We start from the raw sequence: 15,672 nt of genomic DNA on the forward strand, positions 1-15,672 counted from the left end.
GCGCCATAGGTGCGGTCACTCGCCAGGAAACTGGCCTTGACCTTACCGCCAAGCTCTTTGTCACTGCGGGATCTGGCGCTGGGAGAGCGGTTCAGCCAAGCATGGAAGCCCGACCGCGACACTCCCAGTGCTTCGCATAGCCATGCCACCGGCCAGACCGCCCGGTGCTTCGCGATGAAGACGAACTTCATGTCGCTTCCTTAGCGAAGAAGGCTGCGGCCTTAGGTCTGCACGCTGGGAGACGCCCACCGGCAAGGCCTTCGGGCTGCTCTACCTCGGCTCCAGCGCCAAGCTTGCTTTCGTCGAGACGATCCTTCGAGACCGCGCCGACGGCCGTAACGGCGACTGCGTCATTGAGGAAAGTGAGATCGAAAAGCGCTCCATCGCGACCATCAGTCCCGCCGTACCCCTCACGTTGGTGCATCACACCGGCGACGGCCCTATAAAAATGGGCGTCCCGTCCGACGTGGCCGGCGCACGTGACCAGTCGATGGCTCAGCACTTGTCAGTACGTGCAGTCGCGAGACACCGTGAGGGTAGCTCTGCAGAAGGTGAAGATGAGGCGGCCATAGAGCGCGCCCAAGCTCAGCCCTGAAGTGGCCAAGCGGTACGAATTGCCGAGAGCACGGGCAATTTCGAGCCAGCACGTGACCTCGTTGTGCACGGGCGTCATATGGATTCCGGCCAATGGCAGCATCAGGAGTTGAATGCCGATCTCGCTCATGACAGCATGGCTCCGGCGCGCGGGAGCGGCATGAATTGCGCAAGATAGGCGCTGCGCCATTGATAGGGCGTATCGCCGACGAACCGCTTGAACACAGTCGTGAAGTGTGCCTGGGTCTGGAATCCTACGGTCAATGCGGTGTCGACTAGGGAGACGTCCCCCTGCTTCAGCAGCTCCTGGGCGCGCTCGATCCGGCACTTCAACAGATATTCGTGAGGCCGCATGCCGACCGCTGCCCGGAACTGCGCGGCAAAGTGCATCCGGCTCAGCCCGGCAACGGCTGCGAGGTGCTCAAGCGTGATCTTCGCGCCCAGGTTTTCGTCGACATATTGCATTACGCGCTTGAGGCGCCATTTCTGCAACGATCGCACGGTACGACGCGCACGGCCCTCTCGCTCTTCGACATCGGGCTCGGCCTCCCTGCGTTGGGTCACTGCCTGCGCGCTGGCGCGGTGGGTCAGAATGGCAAGGCGCAATGCGTCGGCCAGGATGGCGGAATGCGGATGGTGCAGTGCCTCCGTCGCTGCAAGCGCATCCGAAAGCTGCCGCAGCACGGGATCGATTAAGTCCCTTGGACGGCTCTCGGACCTCTGTGCATCCGGCGCCTCGATAGCGAGGGCGACATCGAGATGACCCCGAGGCAGCGTCGTTCCCTCGCAGCCGGCCTGATCGCAATATCCCGAAGGCCGACTTCTGCCGCCGAGGCTTGAGATATCGATCGAGCCGATCGCATGATCCTTGGTGGTAAGCGGCCGTGACAGCTGTAGCGACATCGTCGAATCTCCTTTTCCCCATTTCGACTCGGCGAAGCCTGACCGGCTTGTCCGAACGTCATGGCAGCAGAGTAATTCGACGGGCCCCGCGCTCCATTCTACGGGCGGGTGAACCGGTAGGTTCTCGGGTTGATCGCATCATACCTAGGTATGATCACGCCCTCGTCGTTGGGTCGGATGGCGGCGGGATAGTGCCCGCATGACGACTCGACTGGCCGCACTGCTTGATACAAGTGCGGTAAGTTGACGCGCTTCGCTTGGCAGATTCGCGTAGAATCACTTTTTCCTGCGGAATTGCTGCCCCTCATCGGCCGCGCGGCGCTCGGCCGATAAGGCCGGTCTTCCAAGAGAGCACGAAAATCGCGCAGTGGGATGTTGTCGGCGCGATCAAATCGCGGCATCAACGCCGCTGGAATGATGCGAACGAAACTGGCGACGATGACGACTCCTGACCGGGCCACGCATTCGTCCACGAGCCGTGTGGGCCTGCGGTTCTGGTCAGCCTTCCTTGCCCTCGCGGTCTTCCTCGTCGATGTGCTGACGCCGCTCGAGGGCGCGATCGCCGTTCTCTACGTTGTTGCGATCCTGCTCGCAGCGAGAACGAACAGGCGGAACGACATCCTCGTCGCGGCGTGTGGCTGCGCGATGCTGACGATAGCGGCGTATCTCCTCTCGCACGATCTGCACCACATCGCCTCGCCGGCCCTTCGCGCCGTGGTGAGCCTCGCAGCCATCGCCATCACCACACTGCTCGCGCTGCAGAATCATGCCGCGACCAATCGCCTGGCGGCACAGGCGCGCCTGCTCAATCTCTCGCATGACATGATCTTCGTCCGCGATCACGCCGGCGTGATCAGCTTCTGGAATAAGGCCGCGGAGCAGACCTATGGCTGGCCGGCGGAAGATGCGCTCGGGCGGTCCGCCGACGAGTTGCTGCAGACCACCTATCCCGATAGGCGAGAGACCATCGAGCGTGTTCTGCTCGAGACCGGACGCTGGGAAGGCAGAGTGAAGCAGCGCACGAGGGCCGGCGCCACACTCACGGTCGATGCGCGCTGGGCCTTGCAGCACGACCATCTCGGCAAACCGGTCGGCGTGCTCGAAACGCACACCGATGTCACGGATCGCGTGGCGGCGCACAGCGCGCTGGTGCAGAGCGAGCAGCGATACCGCCGGATGTTCAACGCAAGCCGGATCGGCGTCGTGGAGGAGGACTGGACAGACGTACGGGCCACGCTGGGAGCGCTGGACACCGGCGGCGCCGAATTGCGCGACCATCTGGCACGACATCCCGATGTCGTCCGCTCCGCCCGCAGGCTTGCCAGGATCATCGACGTCAATCCGGCCATGCAGAGGATGGCGGGCGCCGACGGCGCTTCGGCCTTCATCGCGAATGTGGACAAGCTCCTCAGCGAGAACGACCGCAGCTTCGTCGGCGCATTGCTGGCCTTCACGGAAGGAGAGCCCTTCTACGAAGGCGAGACCGAGATCGTCAGGCTGGACGGCCGCAAGGTTCCCGTGCTGTTCACGATCAGCTTTCCGGCCGATCCGGATGGAGATCGCAACGTGCTCGCTTTCGTCATCGATATCACCGAGCGCAGACAGGCGCAGGATGCGCTGCTCGCCGCACAGGCCGATCTCGCGCATGCGGCGCGCGTCGCCACCTTGGGCGAGATCAGCGCCTCCATCGCCCACGAGGTGAACCAGCCGCTGGCAGCAATCGTCACCAGCGGCGAAGCCGGCCTGCGGTGGCTCCGACGGGACGTGCCGGACCTGAGGGAAGTCGCCACCACAATGGGCCACGTTGTCGCCCAGGGCCGGCGAGCCAGCGAGATCGTGGCTCGGATCCGCAGTTTCCTGAAGAAGGCACCGCCCCAGCAGGACGAGTTGCAGATTGACGAGATTATCGAGGAGGCAACCGCTCTGGTAGCCCGCGAGTTCGCGAAAGACGACGTCGCCCTCGCCATGGAGATGGAACCCGGCTTGCCGCCGATCCGCGGCGATCGGATCCAGCTTCAGCAGGTTCTCGTCAATCTGCTGATCAATGCCGCCCAGGCCATGTCCAGCCAATCCGGTTCCCGCCTCGTCACGTTGCGCACCGGCACCGTCGATGGCGAGAGCCTCGCAATCACGGTGCAGGACAGCGGCCCCGGCATCAGCCCAAACGACCTGCCGCGCCTGTTCGATCCGTTCTTTACGACGAAGCACGGCGGAATGGGCATGGGGCTTGCGATCTGCCGAACGACGGCGGAAGCTCATGGCGGCCAGTTGTCGGCAGAGAGCATCCCTGGCTCGGGAGCGACTTTCCGCCTGACGTTGCCGTTCAGCAAACACCACGCCTCACCATGACACGACCAAGCCAAGCGCATCCGCCGGCCACCTCCTCCAGTTCAGTCGTCATCATCGTTGATGACGACGCAGGCATTCGCGCCTCGCTCGACAGCCTATTCCGGTCGGTTGGCCTCGAAACACGCCTGTTCGGCTCGCCGGCCGAACTGCTCGGCGGCACGCTGCCTGACGGCCCGGGCTGCATCGTGCTGGACGTCAGGCTTCCTGGCGTGAGCGGGCTAGACCTCCAGGGCCAGTTGACCCGCCAGGGCATCAATTATCCCATCGTCTTCATGACGGGCCATGGCGACATTCCAATGTCGGTGCGTGCGATGAAGGCCGGCGCGGTCGACTTCCTCTCCAAGCCTTTTCGCGATCAGGATATGCTCGACGCCGTGACGACAGCGCTCGAGCGCGACGCGCAGCACCGCGCCGAAGCCGCGGCGAAGGAGGATATCCGAGCTCAATACGAGACCTTGACGGCACGCGAACGCGAAGTGATGGGCCATGTTACCGCCGGGTTGATGAACAAGCAGGTCGCTGGCCTGATCGGGCTCAGCGAGATCACGGTCAAGATCCATCGCGGCAACGTCATGCGCAAGATGGGCGCTAAGTCGCTGGCCGACCTCGTTCGCAAGGCCGAGGCGCTCGGACTTTCCCAGACCCGCAGGACTACGGACCAAACCTGAGTATAGTTTCAACAAGGGCGACCAACGGTGCATAAGGGGCCATCAGCCGCGCAACGGGAGATGTCCTCCTTGCGGAACACCGCGGCCAGGATGTGTGCCAAATGGCCAAGACCCCAGTGATTGCGATCGTGGACGACGACGAAGGCGTTCGCACGTCCCTCGCAAGCCTGGTGCGTTCGCTCGGCTATGAGGCGCACGCCTATGAGTCCGGGGTCGATTTCCTGCGACAACCACCGGGAAACGATCCGGAATGCATGATCGCCGACGTCCAGATGCCGGTCATGACGGGCGACGAGATGCAGGCTAAGCTGGTTGCCTCCGGCCGCCGTTTCCCGATCATCTTCATGACGGCATTTCCGAGCGAGACGGTGCGCCAGCGCGTGATGGCGGCGGGCGCGCACTGCTACATCGGCAAGCCCTCGAGCGGCGACGAAATCATCCGCTGCCTCGAAGAGGCGCTGGCAGGCGCCGGACCACAATAGTTTCCCCGTTCATGAACTCGCCGCCGCATTACTGATCCTGAATCGAGGCCATGCAAACCCCATGACACTTAGGCCATTGATCTTTCTGCTCCAATCAACGGCCATGCGATCTCCGGCCCCACCGCTGCATTCGCAAAATTTAACACGGTTTAAGCAACTCTAACGAGCCTTGTGACCCGTCCAGACGTATCGTTCGAGCATGGACCAACAAGGTTCAGCTGCGGTGACGCCGCAAGTTGGATCAAGGACGGGACGAACGATGTTCACCGATGTGCAAGCGGCGGGCGCCCGGCTGACGTATCAACCCAGCCCTCGCGAACAGGTTTTGCCCCAGGGGCAACGCGCAGTTCCCAACGAGCGAAGATGGCGCCAGCCTGAGCAGCCCACCGGCAATGGGCGTGACGACATCATGATCTCGCGGTGGACCTCCACGCAGGCGGCGGTGGGGCGGGAGGAAGCAACGACGCCAACAGACCGGTACTTCTTCGCCATCGCTCTGAAGACGACCCGTCTCAAGCTGACCAGAGGCGCTCAAACCATATTCGACGGCATCATGCCCGCGGGCACGCTCTATGTCGGCGCACCGTCAAAGTCGCTTTGCGCACATTTCCATGCGTCATGCGATTTTCTGCACTTCCACGTTCCGGCAAAATGTCTGCCGTTATCGCCGACGGGAGAGCACCCGGTCACTCCCGAGGAGTTGAACGACATGGTTCTACTGCGCGACCCGTTCGCCGCGCAACTCGCAAAGGCGCTGACCGAACACGGCCATCCGGTCGACCGCGACTTCGCGCGTTGCATCGCCCAGACTTTGGCAATGCATGTGGCCCGGCGCGAAGCGCCGCGCACGAAGGTCAACGCTCTGCCGAAATGGCGTCTGCGCCGCATCGAGGACTATGTCAGGACGCATTTCGACCAATGCATCAGCCTGTCGGACCTGGCTGGAGTCGCCGGACTATCGCGGATGCACTTCGCCGCGCAGTTTCGGGCCGCGACCGGGTACCGACCGCGTGAATATCTGCTGCATCAGCGCGTCGAGCAGGCGAAATCCCTGCTGCTGAACTCCGAGACCTCCCTGGCCCAGGTGGCGCTGGCGGTCGGCTTCTGCACGCAGGCGCACTTCTCCACCGTCTTCAAGCGCATTACGGGCAACACTCCGGCACGCTGGCGGTGCTCGAGCCGGAACGCCCAGGCCTCATCCGCGCCGGCTGGCGACGATCCAGCTTCGGGGCGCAAGGCCGTACCTCACCTTCTGCCGTATGCGCTTTCGTGAATGATGCGAAATGAGAAACAAACCTTGTTTCGTGAAATACTTCTCCCGCCCGATCGGCGACGCTGGAGATGTTAGTGACTGAGAGCCCAAGTCACGGCTCGCGCCTCTCCTCCCAGGCCTACGAGCATTAGGGCCGTCCTCTCGCACAAGGAGGACGGCCCCTCTTTTTTGGCAGCCCACGCGCCTATTCGAGGCTGGAGGCAATTGAAGGGCATTTCTCATCGGTGAGCCAACGCGCAGCCAGATGCGTACACCCACAACACTCCTGAAATCATCCAGCGCATGCGCCGGCGGATCGGGCCGGATGCCCCTGACCATCGCGCTCAACGCGTGTCCTGGCCCACGCCCCAGAAACGCCGTGGCGCGGGCCGCCAGACAGGCCTGCAGCCAGCTCTCCCATTGCGCGGTTTGTGAGATCTGCGCAGCGAGCTTGTCGAGACCTGTCTCGGCGGAGACGATGGGAGCGCCGTCGATGCCACTCAGCACACGCGCGCCGCCGCCCGGCGGGAATGCCGCGGATGCCGATCGCAGGATATCGCGAAACTCGGCCAACGCTTCGGCGAGCCGTCGCGTGCGGAGGCAACCTCGACAGGCAGATCCTTGGCCGATGCATCTCCATTGCGGCCGCGGTGCCCGCAGCGACTGCGCGAAAAGTCAGGGCACGAAGACCAGCCGTCGCCGACGCGGGTGGACGCATCCATGGCTTCCGCCCGGCGCGCCACGATATCCAGCCGGGCCGCGACCTCGCCGACACTCTAGCCGGCGACATGACGCTATTCGGAATCGCCTCGTCGAGCGCGACTGCAGCATCCAGCGCCTGCAAGGTGCGTATGATTTGGCCGCGCAGTTGCGAACCCCCGAATAACCAAGGTCCAGCTTCTTCGCGGCCTGGGGCCGGTCGTTCCGGTCGGATTCATGGAAATTTCAAATGAGGCAGTCAGGCCGGCGGGAGTGCTGTCTCTCCCGCCGTCCCTCCCTTCGCCGGCCGTGCGTCAGGACCGGCAAAACGCGTCGTGGTCAGCGCGCGGCCTGCTGATCGATGCTGCGCGCAGCGCGGGTGATCACGGCCGCCACTTCCTTCGGATGCGATTCGTAGACCGAGTGGCTGGCGCCCGGGATCACCGTGGTGTGGCTCTTGGCGCGGTCATAGTACCAGCGCTCGAGATCGGGATTGATGATCTGGTCGCTGCCGGCAACGATGCCCCAGCTCGGCGTGGTCTTCCATGCCGCCGCCGTCAGCGGCGTGCTGAACACCTGTGCGGCGGCCGGGACCTGCGAACGTGCGACGAACTCGGCGCGATCACGCGGCAGATCGGGCGCGAACAGCTTCGGGAATTGCACGGGATCGAGATAGGTGAACTCGTCGGGCGTGATCTTGATGACACCCTCGGTCTTTCCGAGCACGCTCGGCGTCTTCTTGCCCAGCGCAGATTCGTCCTCGCCGACGTCGGGGGCGTGCGCGGCGACGTAGACGAGGCCGACGACGCTCGGATGAACACCCGCTTCGGTGATGATCGAGCCGCCATAGCTGTGGCCGACGAGAAGCGTCGGGCCGTTTTGAAGGTCGAGAATCCGCTTCGTCGCCTTGACGTCATCGGCAAACGACGTTTCCGGCTCCTGGACCATGGTGACATGGAAACCTTCCTTGGTGAGGATCTCGTAAACCGGCTTCCAGCCGGACGCGTCCACCCAGGCGCCGTGCACCAGGACGATGTTCTTTAGCGGCTCCGCACGCGCCGTGTCGACGGTCGCGAACAGCGAAAGGGTGACGGCGAAGGCGAGGCTGGCGCGACGAGGTTTCATTCCGGGATCCCTCCGTGTTGGAATGGCGCGAAAGTACGCCGAGACCGCCCCCGCGGTATTTCCGCAATTAACTTTCCTTGCCACTTCGCACGCCCGGACATGCCGTTTGGTCCAATGCTTTCTCGCGATTCCGGAGAAGACGACCTAGCTAATTGCGCATCCAGCATGCACAGGACCGCATCAATGACATCCACCGCAAAACGCCAGCCTGCACTCCTCATTCTGCTGTGCGCGGCGTCGCCAGCCGTCGCGGGTACCTGCGCGAACGAGATCGCTCGCACCCAGGTGCAGCTGGATCGGGTCATCGAAAAGGACGCCGGCTCCTACGGCTGGCAGCCGGAGAGCCTCAGCGCATTGCGCGGCCATCAGCCAACGCCCCGCTCCCTTGCCGAAGCAGAGAGCGGCGACGGCTTCGATTTCACGGCTGCGTTGGATTCGCTTGATCGCGCTCGCGCCGCCGATCACGTCGGTGACATGCGCGCGTGCCGCCGGGAACTGGCACGCGCGCGGTCCATTCTGAGATAACAGAAGTAGAAGTCACGACCGACGCCAGCGCGTGCTGATGCCAATGCAGTGGGCGCCTAGTCGTATGACAGAGGACGCAAGCAAACTCTCGTCGTCTTCGTGCAGGCCGGGAGCGGGACGTGCGTTCTAGAAATACCGGACCTACCACGGCTTTCTAATGTTCGACGGCATTCAGGCCGGAGCGATCGTCCATGCGGAATCAGCATTCACCAACCCATATCGTCACGATAAGTTCGAATTCACACCGGCGCACCTCGATGCATCCGGGCATGACGCTTGCAGCCGGCATGCTTTGGCTGATCTCTACTGCGGCCGTCGCTCAAACGATGGTGCCCGGAATACAACCTTCTCCCGGCATGCTCGCGACATCGCCGCTCAATCCGCAATCCACCCGGCCCGTAGGCATCCCGCTGGGATCGACCGAGATTGCAACGCCCGGCACCTCGCCGCTCAATCCTGCGCAAGGCATGTCGAACTGTCCGACATCGGCAAACTCCGCCTCGCCTGGCGCATTGTTCGATGGCGGCGGACTGTCCGGCAACTCATCGAGCGCATGCGCTGGCAGCGCGGCGGCTCCGCCGCTTTCGTCCTCGCCAATGACCGTCGGACGCGTCGGGATACCGTTGGGGGCCACCGAGCTCGGCGGTGCCGGAATCAGTCCCTCCGTTCCGGTGCCGAACCCCGTCCCTGCCGATGGCGCGATGTCGATCAACGGCACGCCGTTGATCGGCGGCGCGGGCAATCCCTGACCTCATCGAGGATCATTGTCGTGAAACGCTCTTTCACCGTCGCGCTCATCGTTCTCGCCGCAATCGGAGCCGGAGCAGGCTTATGGTTCTTCGCGGACCGCAAGCCGGTCGTCGCAGCCGCGCCTGTGCCGGTGCCCGCTGCCGTGCCCGTGGTCGCCACCACGGTCAGAGGAAAGGACGTGCCGATCTACTTGCGCGGCATCGGCACGGTTATCGCGTACAACACCGACGTCGTGCGCAGCCAGATCCAGGGCCAAATCGTCAAGATCGCTTTCACTGAGGGGCAAGCCGTGAAGGCCGGCGACTTGCTCGCCCAGATTGACCCTCGCCCCTATAAGGCCCAGATCGAGCAGCTGACCGCAAATCGCGATAGGGACCAGGCGCAGCTCGCGAATGCCGAGGCCAATCTCTCCCGCTACAATCAGCTTGGCGACAAGGGCTATGCGACGCCGCAATTGATTGATACCCAGACGGCGCAGGTTGCCCAGCTCAAGGCGGCGGTGAAAGCCGACCAGGCGCAGATCGATCAGGCCAACGTCCAGCTCAGCTACACGCGCCTGACCTCGGCCATCCCCGGCATCACCGGCGTCCGCCAGATTGACGTCGGCAACGTGATTCATCCGACCGATCCCAATGGCCTCGTCGTCGTCGCTCAGATCGAGCCGATCTCGCTGCTCTTCACCTTGCCGCAGACGGACCTGCCTTCGATTCAGGAGCACGCCGCCAAGGGAACGCTGAAGGTCATCGCCTACAGCCAGGACAACAAGATGAAGCTGGACGAAGGCAGGCTGCTGCTGGTCAACAACGAGATCGCGGGAACGACGGGCACCGTCCAGCTCAAGGCGGAATTTCCCAACCACGAGCACCGGTTGTGGCCGGGGCAGCTCGTCAACGCGCGTCTGCTGCTGGAGATGCGGAAAGATGCGTTGACAGTGGCCGGCTCGGCGGTCCAGCAGGGTCCTCACGGCAGCTATGTCTATGTCGTGTCTGCCGACCAGACCGTGACCTTGCGTCCGGTCCACGTTGCGCAGATCAGCGATGGCCAAGCACTGATCGATCAGGGACTAGAATCAGGTGACGTCGTTGTGGTCGACGGTCAATACCGGCTCACGGAAGGAAGTCACGTCCACGAGCTGCACGGCAAGGCCGCGCGAGAGGCCGACCTGCAAAGCGCCGTGCAGGATGCCATCCCATGAATATCTCTGCGCCGTTCATCCTGCGGCCGATTGCAACAGCCCTGCTGATGGCGGGCCTGCTGTTGCTCGGGCTTGCGGCCTATCCCTTGCTGCCGGTCGGCGCGCTCCCCAACGTCAATTACCCCACCATCCAGATCTCCGCGCAATTGCCCGGCGCAGACCCGGGAACCATCGCGTCATCGCTGGCCACGCCGCTCGAACAGCAGCTCAGCCAGATCCCAGGCATCACCCAGCTCACCTCGTCCAGCGCGCTCGGCGTAGCGCAGTTGACGGTGCAGTTCGAACTGTCGCGCACGGTGGACAGCGCCGCCGTCGACGTGCTCGCCGCGATCAACGCCGCCAGTCCCTTCCTCCCGCCGAACATCCCCTACCCCCCTACGATTCGGAAAGTAAATCCCGCGGAAACGCCGATCATGCTGATCGCGCTGACCTCGGACTCGCTGCCGCTGACCACGGTGGACGCCTATGCCGAGAACATCCTGCTGCCCAAGATCTCGCAGGTCCCGGGCGTGGGTCTCGTGGGAATTGGTGGCCAGCAGAAGCCCGCGATCCGCATCCGGGTCAATCCACAGGCCCTTGCCGCCCGCGGCATCGGCCTCGAAGATGTCCGCAACGTCATCGCCGGCGCCAATGTCGATCTGCCTAAGGGTACGCTCAACAGCCCGCGCGTGACTTACACGCTCAACACCAACGATCAGCTGCTGAAGCCTTCGACCTATGAGGATCTCATCATCGCCTATCGCAACGGATCTCCGGTGCGGCTGCGCGACGTTGGCACGGCTATCGAAGCGCCCGAAAACGATCTCCTGGCAGGCTGGTATGGCAAGGACCCCGCCATCATTCTGGCCGTCCAGCGCGTTCCCGGCGCCAACGTCATCGAAACCGTCGACCGCGTCAAGGCGCTGCTGCCGCAACTGCAAGCCTCCGTTCCGCCTGCGATCAAAGTGACGATCGCAGCCGACCGCACCGCCACGATCCGCGCCGCAGTCTCGGACGTGCAGTTCACGCTGATGCTCACCGTCGCCTTGGTGGTGATGGTCATATTCCTCTTCCTTCGGAATTTCTGGGCCACCGTCATCCCGGCTATCACGGTTCCCCTGGCGCTGATCGGAACGTTCGCAGTCCTCTACGTCCTCGGTTATAGCCTCGACAATCTGTCGCTGATGGCGCTGTCGATTGCGGTCGGATTCGTTGTCGATGACGCCGTGGTAGTGATCGAGAACATCGTTCGTCATCTCGAGCAGGGCATGACGCCGATGGACGCGGCCCTCAAGGGCTCCAGCGAGATCGGCTTCACGATCGCCTCGATCACCTTCTCACTCATCGCGGTGTTTATCCCGCTATTCCTGATGGGCGGCTATGTCGGCAAGCTGTTCCAAGAATTCGCCATCACGATCACCGCCTCGCTGTTGCTATCGCTGATCATCTCGCTCACGCTCACGCCGATGATGTGCGCGCGCCTCCTAAAGGACAGTTCGCGCAAGAAGCACGGCCGACTTTACCTCCTTTTCGAACGCGGCTTCGACGCCCTGCTTGCACTCTATACGCGCGGCCTGCGCATCGTGCTACGCCATCGCTTCCTGACGCTGCTCGTGATGCTCTCGACGATTGCGCTGACCGGCTTTCTCTACGTCATCATCCCGAAAGGGTTCTTTCCGCAGCAGGACACCGGACAGATCGTCGGCATCACCGAGGCCGCCCAGGATATCTCATTCCCGGCCATGTCCGAGCGTCAGCAGGCGATCGTCGGCGTCCTCACAAAGGACCCGGCCATCCAATCGGTAGCCAGCTACATCGGCCCCGGCGGCCCGACGGCGACGCTCAATCAAGGACGCATCTTCATCGTCCTGAAGCCGAAGCCCGAACGCAAGGCGAACGCCGACCAGATCATCAACCGGCTGAGACCACGGCTCGCCCACATCCAGGGCATCACGCTCTACATGCAGGCGGCTCAGGACATCACCATCGGCGCGCGCCTGTCGAAGACGCAATACCAGTACACGCTGAGGGACGCCGATTCCAACGAGCTCAGCCACTGGTCGGCGATCTTCCTGAAGAAGCTCCGCGCGCTCGACATCATTACCGACGTCGCGAGCGACCAGGCCAATGCCGGCCCGAGACTGCAGGTCACCGTCAATCGCGAGATTGCTTCCAGCTTCGGCATCCTGCCGACGACGATCGACAATGTCCTCGACGACGCCTTTGGCCAGCGCATCGTCTCCACCATGTTCACCTCGTTGAACCAGTATCACGTCGTGATGGAGGTCGATCCGAAGTTCCAGTATGGGCCTGAGGCGCTCAAGGACATTTACCTCAACTCGGCCAGCGGCCAGCAGGTCCCCCTGAGCACGCTGGTTCACAGCGTCATCGAGCCCGCCCCGATCCTGATCAACCATCAGAGCCTGTTTCCCTCAGTCACGATCTCGTTCAACCTGCGGCCCGGCGCTGCACTTGGCGATGCCGTGGCGGCGGTCCAGAAGATCGAGAAGGAGACCGGCAAGCCGGCTTCGCTCTCGACCTCGTTCCAGGGCAATGCGCAGGCCTTCCAGTCGTCCCTGTCGGGCACGCCGCTGTTGATCGGGGCGGCACTGATTGTGATCTACATCATTCTTGGCGTGCTCTATGAGAGCCTCATCCATCCGATCACAATTCTCTCGACACTGCCGTCCGCCGGCATCGGCGCATTGCTGCTGCTGCTCGCGGTCCACATGGATCTCAGCGTCATCGCCATCATCGGGATCATTCTCCTGATCGGCATTGTCAAGAAGAACGGCATCATGCTGGTCGACTTCGCTCTCGAGGTGGAACGCCGGCAGCGGCTGAGCCCCGAGGAGGCGATCTACCAGGCCTGCACTCTTCGCTTTCGCCCGATCCTAATGACGACGATGGCGGCGCTGCTTGGCGGCGTGCCGCTGATGCTCGGCACCGGTACCGGCGCGGAATTACGCCAGCCGCTCGGCTACACCATCGTCGGCGGCCTGATGCTCTCGCAGATCCTGACACTCTACACGACGCCCGTGGTCTATCTCTATCTGGACAAGCTCGGCAGCTGGCTCACCGGACCCAAGTCTGTTGCAAGTGAAGCACCCGGCACTTCCCCCGCCGGCGGAGCTAAGGGATTGACCCGCGAATCCGTTTGAGGCGTCCGAGACGGCATGTCGACCAAAGCACTGGTGACCGTCACGCCGGAGACGACCATCGCTCACTTGGTGCCCGGCATCCGGCGCTCTACACGCCAACCATGTTCATGCACATGGAGATGGGAGCAGGAGCGACAATCCAGCCGCTTCTGCCGGCCATGGCAACGTCTGGATCACGGTCAACGTCTGTCATCTGGTGACAATGCCTGGCGCCGAAGTGTGTACACAGTGGAGTGGTTCGCTGAGGTGGCGACCAAGAGCGTCCCGTTGGAGGTCGAGGCCCGGGGGGCCGGGCGACCGCAAGATCGGCGGTGGCACCCACCGGCGCGCGTCATCGATGTGCCGCATTCAAGCGGCGATTTGGCGTGATGCGCCCCGTGGCAGCAACAGCTTCGGCCCACGACCGGAGAGTGGCTGCGACCCATGTCGGCGCGTAGCGTCATGCGTTTTGACAAACCGCCTGCGGAAACGCAAAAGACGGCTCTTCCGCACCTCAGTAGACGTTCGTTATGACGTCTGAACGCCCGAATGGCTCCCATCGCGTACAGCTCCGGCGATGGTGGCGCGACGTGCTGCCGACCGAGACCAAGCAGAATCGCGTTCTCCTGTGGGCCTGGGGCAGTGTCGCCTTGGCCCTGTTGTCGCTCGCCTGCTTCTTGCTTGAGTATGATTTCACGGTGATCGCAGTCGCAGCTTTCCTGGCTGCATCGCTGACGCTCGTCGCAGCAGCCATGGACATCGCCGCCCGGAATAGGGCGATCGCCGAACTGGAGCGGAGCGAGCAGCGCTATCGCCAGCTGTTCAGCCGTATGCCGATCGCATTCCGGCAACTCGACGCCAGCCGGTTGGTTGCACTGTTCCGAAAGCTGAGGGCCGAGGGCGTCGAGGATCTCGGTGCCTATTTCGACAGCCACCCCGACTTTCTCAAAACATGCATGGAGGCGCTCTCGTTCCAGGAAGCCAACGAACGGGCCATTCAGATGTTCGGAAGAAGCTCCGATCAGTATATCGGACGGTCCATGGTCGACACCTGGAAGGAGCGCCCGGACACATTCCGACGCGCCATGGAATCCCGCTTTCGCGGAGAGACCCACTTCGAGGAAGAGACCCGGATGGTCACGTGGGACAACCGCATCCTCGACGTCCTATTTACGACGGCGCGGGTCGGTCCTATAGATGATCTCGAGCTGAGCCTCGTCGGCACGATCGATATCTCGCAGCGTGTCCGCGCTGAGGAGAGGCTCCGACAGGTGCAGGCGGAGTTCGCGCATGCCGCGCGAATCTCGGTGCTCGGCGAGCTCACCGCCTCGATAGCCCATGAGGTCAACCAGCCGTTGTCGGCCATCACGACCAATGCCGCAGCCGGCCTGCGATGGCTCGACAGACCCAATCCCGACTTGGCCGAGCTACGCAAGGTGATCGAGAACACGGCCACGGATGCCAGACGCGCCGCGAGCGTCGTGGCGCGCGTTCACGGCATGGCGGCACGCAAGACTCCGGAGCGGATCTTCCTCTCGTTCGACGATGTCGTCCGGGAAGCCCTGTTGTTCCTGCGACATGAAATGGAGTCTCGCGACGTCGCGGTCCAGCACCGCCCCGATCCGGCAGCGCCGCTGGTGCTTGGCGACCGCACCCAGCTCCAGCAGGTGATCGTTAATCTGGCAATCAACGCCGTGCAGGCCATGACCCAGGCCGGCACCGAAAACCGCAGGATCGTCATCACCACCATTTCCCTGGATACGAAAACCCTATGCTGCTCGATGGAAGACAACGGTCCGGGCATCGACCCCGAACATGTCGGTCGGCTGTTCGAAAGCTTCTTCACGACCAAGGATAGCGGCATGGGCATGGGCCTGCCGATCTGCCGCTCCATTGTCGAAGCGCATGGCGGCCGGATCCATGCCGAAGGTAAGGGCGCTCAGGGAGGCGCACGTTTCTGGTTTACGCTGCCGATCTCCGAGCCGGTGGGCTCGACCTGATCCGGGGAGGA

12 protein-coding genes and 1 pseudogene are annotated in these 15,672 nt (G+C 63.2%); 9 read left to right on the plus strand and 4 right to left on the minus strand.

The window, feature by feature from the left end; genetic code table 11:
* The 3 genes and pseudogenes from ASG57_RS17230 to ASG57_RS17245 all read right to left on the minus strand — a co-directional run.
* Positions 1-200, minus strand: a pseudogene (locus ASG57_RS17230) (IS3 family transposase); the annotation flags it as partial.
* Positions 201-505: 305 nt separating this feature from the next.
* Positions 506-724: a hypothetical protein gene (locus tag ASG57_RS17240; RefSeq protein ID WP_024338379.1), complete on the minus strand. Its 219-nt coding sequence runs from the start codon at positions 722-724 to the stop codon at positions 506-508.
* Positions 721-1,497 carry a helix-turn-helix domain-containing protein gene (locus ASG57_RS17245; protein ID WP_024338380.1) on the minus strand — a complete coding sequence of 259 codons (777 nt, stop codon included), beginning with the start codon at positions 1,495-1,497 and terminating at the stop codon, positions 721-723. The genes ASG57_RS17240 and ASG57_RS17245 overlap by 4 nt, the downstream gene beginning before the upstream one ends.
* A 438-nt stretch (positions 1,498-1,935) precedes the next feature.
* Between ASG57_RS17245 and ASG57_RS17250 the strand changes: the two genes are divergently transcribed.
* From ASG57_RS17250 to ASG57_RS17265, 4 genes are all read left to right on the plus strand, one after another.
* Complete coding sequence (locus ASG57_RS17250; protein WP_024338381.1) at positions 1,936-3,846, plus strand: ATP-binding protein; 1,911 nt, start codon at positions 1,936-1,938, stop codon at positions 3,844-3,846.
* Complete coding sequence (locus tag ASG57_RS17255) at positions 3,843-4,514, plus strand: response regulator transcription factor (RefSeq protein ID WP_024338382.1); 672 nt, start codon at positions 3,843-3,845, stop codon at positions 4,512-4,514. Before ASG57_RS17250 ends, ASG57_RS17255 begins: the two co-directional genes overlap by 4 nt.
* Positions 4,515-4,615: 101 nt before the next feature.
* On the plus strand, positions 4,616-4,996 hold the full coding sequence (locus ASG57_RS17260) for a response regulator transcription factor (RefSeq protein ID WP_024338383.1): 381 nt from the start codon (positions 4,616-4,618) through the stop codon (positions 4,994-4,996).
* Positions 4,997-5,255: 259 nt separating this feature from the next.
* Positions 5,256-6,269, plus strand: coding sequence for a helix-turn-helix domain-containing protein (locus ASG57_RS17265; protein ID WP_057196865.1), 1,014 nt, complete (start codon positions 5,256-5,258; stop codon positions 6,267-6,269).
* Positions 6,270-7,286: 1,017 nt separating this feature from the next.
* Here the strand turns inward: ASG57_RS17265 and ASG57_RS17270 are convergent.
* Complete coding sequence (locus ASG57_RS17270; RefSeq protein ID WP_057196866.1) at positions 7,287-8,072, minus strand: alpha/beta hydrolase; 786 nt, start codon at positions 8,070-8,072, stop codon at positions 7,287-7,289.
* Between the two features lie 183 nt (positions 8,073-8,255).
* On the opposite strand from ASG57_RS17270, the gene ASG57_RS17275 reads away from it, so the two are divergent.
* The 5 genes from ASG57_RS17275 (at position 8,256) to ASG57_RS17295 (ending at position 15,661) form a co-directional block, all read left to right on the plus strand.
* Complete coding sequence (locus ASG57_RS17275) at positions 8,256-8,597, plus strand: hypothetical protein (RefSeq protein ID WP_024338386.1); 342 nt, start codon at positions 8,256-8,258, stop codon at positions 8,595-8,597.
* Positions 8,598-8,866: 269 nt separating this feature from the next.
* Entirely contained in the window at positions 8,867-9,346 is a 480-nt protein-coding gene (locus ASG57_RS37860) for a hypothetical protein (RefSeq protein WP_155248340.1), read from the plus strand.
* Between the two features lie 20 nt (positions 9,347-9,366).
* Positions 9,367-10,542, plus strand: coding sequence for an efflux RND transporter periplasmic adaptor subunit (locus ASG57_RS17285; protein ID WP_024338388.1), 1,176 nt, complete (start codon positions 9,367-9,369; stop codon positions 10,540-10,542).
* Positions 10,539-13,682, plus strand: a complete 3,144-nt coding sequence (locus ASG57_RS17290; RefSeq protein WP_024338389.1) for an efflux RND transporter permease subunit — start codon at positions 10,539-10,541, stop codon at positions 13,680-13,682. The genes ASG57_RS17285 and ASG57_RS17290 overlap by 4 nt, the downstream gene beginning before the upstream one ends.
* A 509-nt stretch (positions 13,683-14,191) precedes the next feature.
* Positions 14,192-15,661: a sensor histidine kinase gene (locus ASG57_RS17295; RefSeq protein ID WP_024338390.1), complete on the plus strand. Its 1,470-nt coding sequence runs from the start codon at positions 14,192-14,194 to the stop codon at positions 15,659-15,661.
* The last annotated feature ends 11 nt before the right edge of the window (positions 15,662-15,672 follow it).

The organism is Bradyrhizobium sp. Leaf396 (assembly GCF_001424605.1).
GTDB classification, from domain to species: Bacteria; Pseudomonadota; Alphaproteobacteria; order Rhizobiales; family Xanthobacteraceae; genus Bradyrhizobium; species Bradyrhizobium japonicum_C.

What these genes read in the sequence shown, in the direction of transcription:
- ASG57_RS17240 (WP_024338379.1), bottom strand. Translation starts at nt 724, where the DNA reads ATGAGCGAGATCGGCATTCAACTCCTGATGCTGCCATTGGCCGGAATC.
- ASG57_RS17245 (WP_024338380.1), bottom strand. Translation starts at nt 1,497, where the DNA reads ATGTCGCTACAGCTGTCACGGCCGCTTACCACCAAGGATCATGCGATC.
- ASG57_RS17250 (WP_024338381.1), top strand. Translation starts at nt 1,936, where the DNA reads ATGACGACTCCTGACCGGGCCACGCATTCGTCCACGAGCCGTGTGGGC.
- ASG57_RS17255 (WP_024338382.1), top strand. Translation starts at nt 3,843, where the DNA reads ATGACACGACCAAGCCAAGCGCATCCGCCGGCCACCTCCTCCAGTTCA.
- ASG57_RS17260 (WP_024338383.1), top strand. Translation starts at nt 4,616, where the DNA reads ATGGCCAAGACCCCAGTGATTGCGATCGTGGACGACGACGAAGGCGTT.
- ASG57_RS17265 (WP_057196865.1), top strand. Translation starts at nt 5,256, where the DNA reads ATGTTCACCGATGTGCAAGCGGCGGGCGCCCGGCTGACGTATCAACCC.
- ASG57_RS17270 (WP_057196866.1), bottom strand. Translation starts at nt 8,072, where the DNA reads ATGAAACCTCGTCGCGCCAGCCTCGCCTTCGCCGTCACCCTTTCGCTG.
- ASG57_RS17275 (WP_024338386.1), top strand. Translation starts at nt 8,256, where the DNA reads ATGACATCCACCGCAAAACGCCAGCCTGCACTCCTCATTCTGCTGTGC.
- ASG57_RS37860 (WP_155248340.1), top strand. Translation starts at nt 8,867, where the DNA reads ATGACGCTTGCAGCCGGCATGCTTTGGCTGATCTCTACTGCGGCCGTC.
- ASG57_RS17290 (WP_024338389.1), top strand. Translation starts at nt 10,539, where the DNA reads ATGAATATCTCTGCGCCGTTCATCCTGCGGCCGATTGCAACAGCCCTG.
- ASG57_RS17295 (WP_024338390.1), top strand. Translation starts at nt 14,192, where the DNA reads ATGACGTCTGAACGCCCGAATGGCTCCCATCGCGTACAGCTCCGGCGA.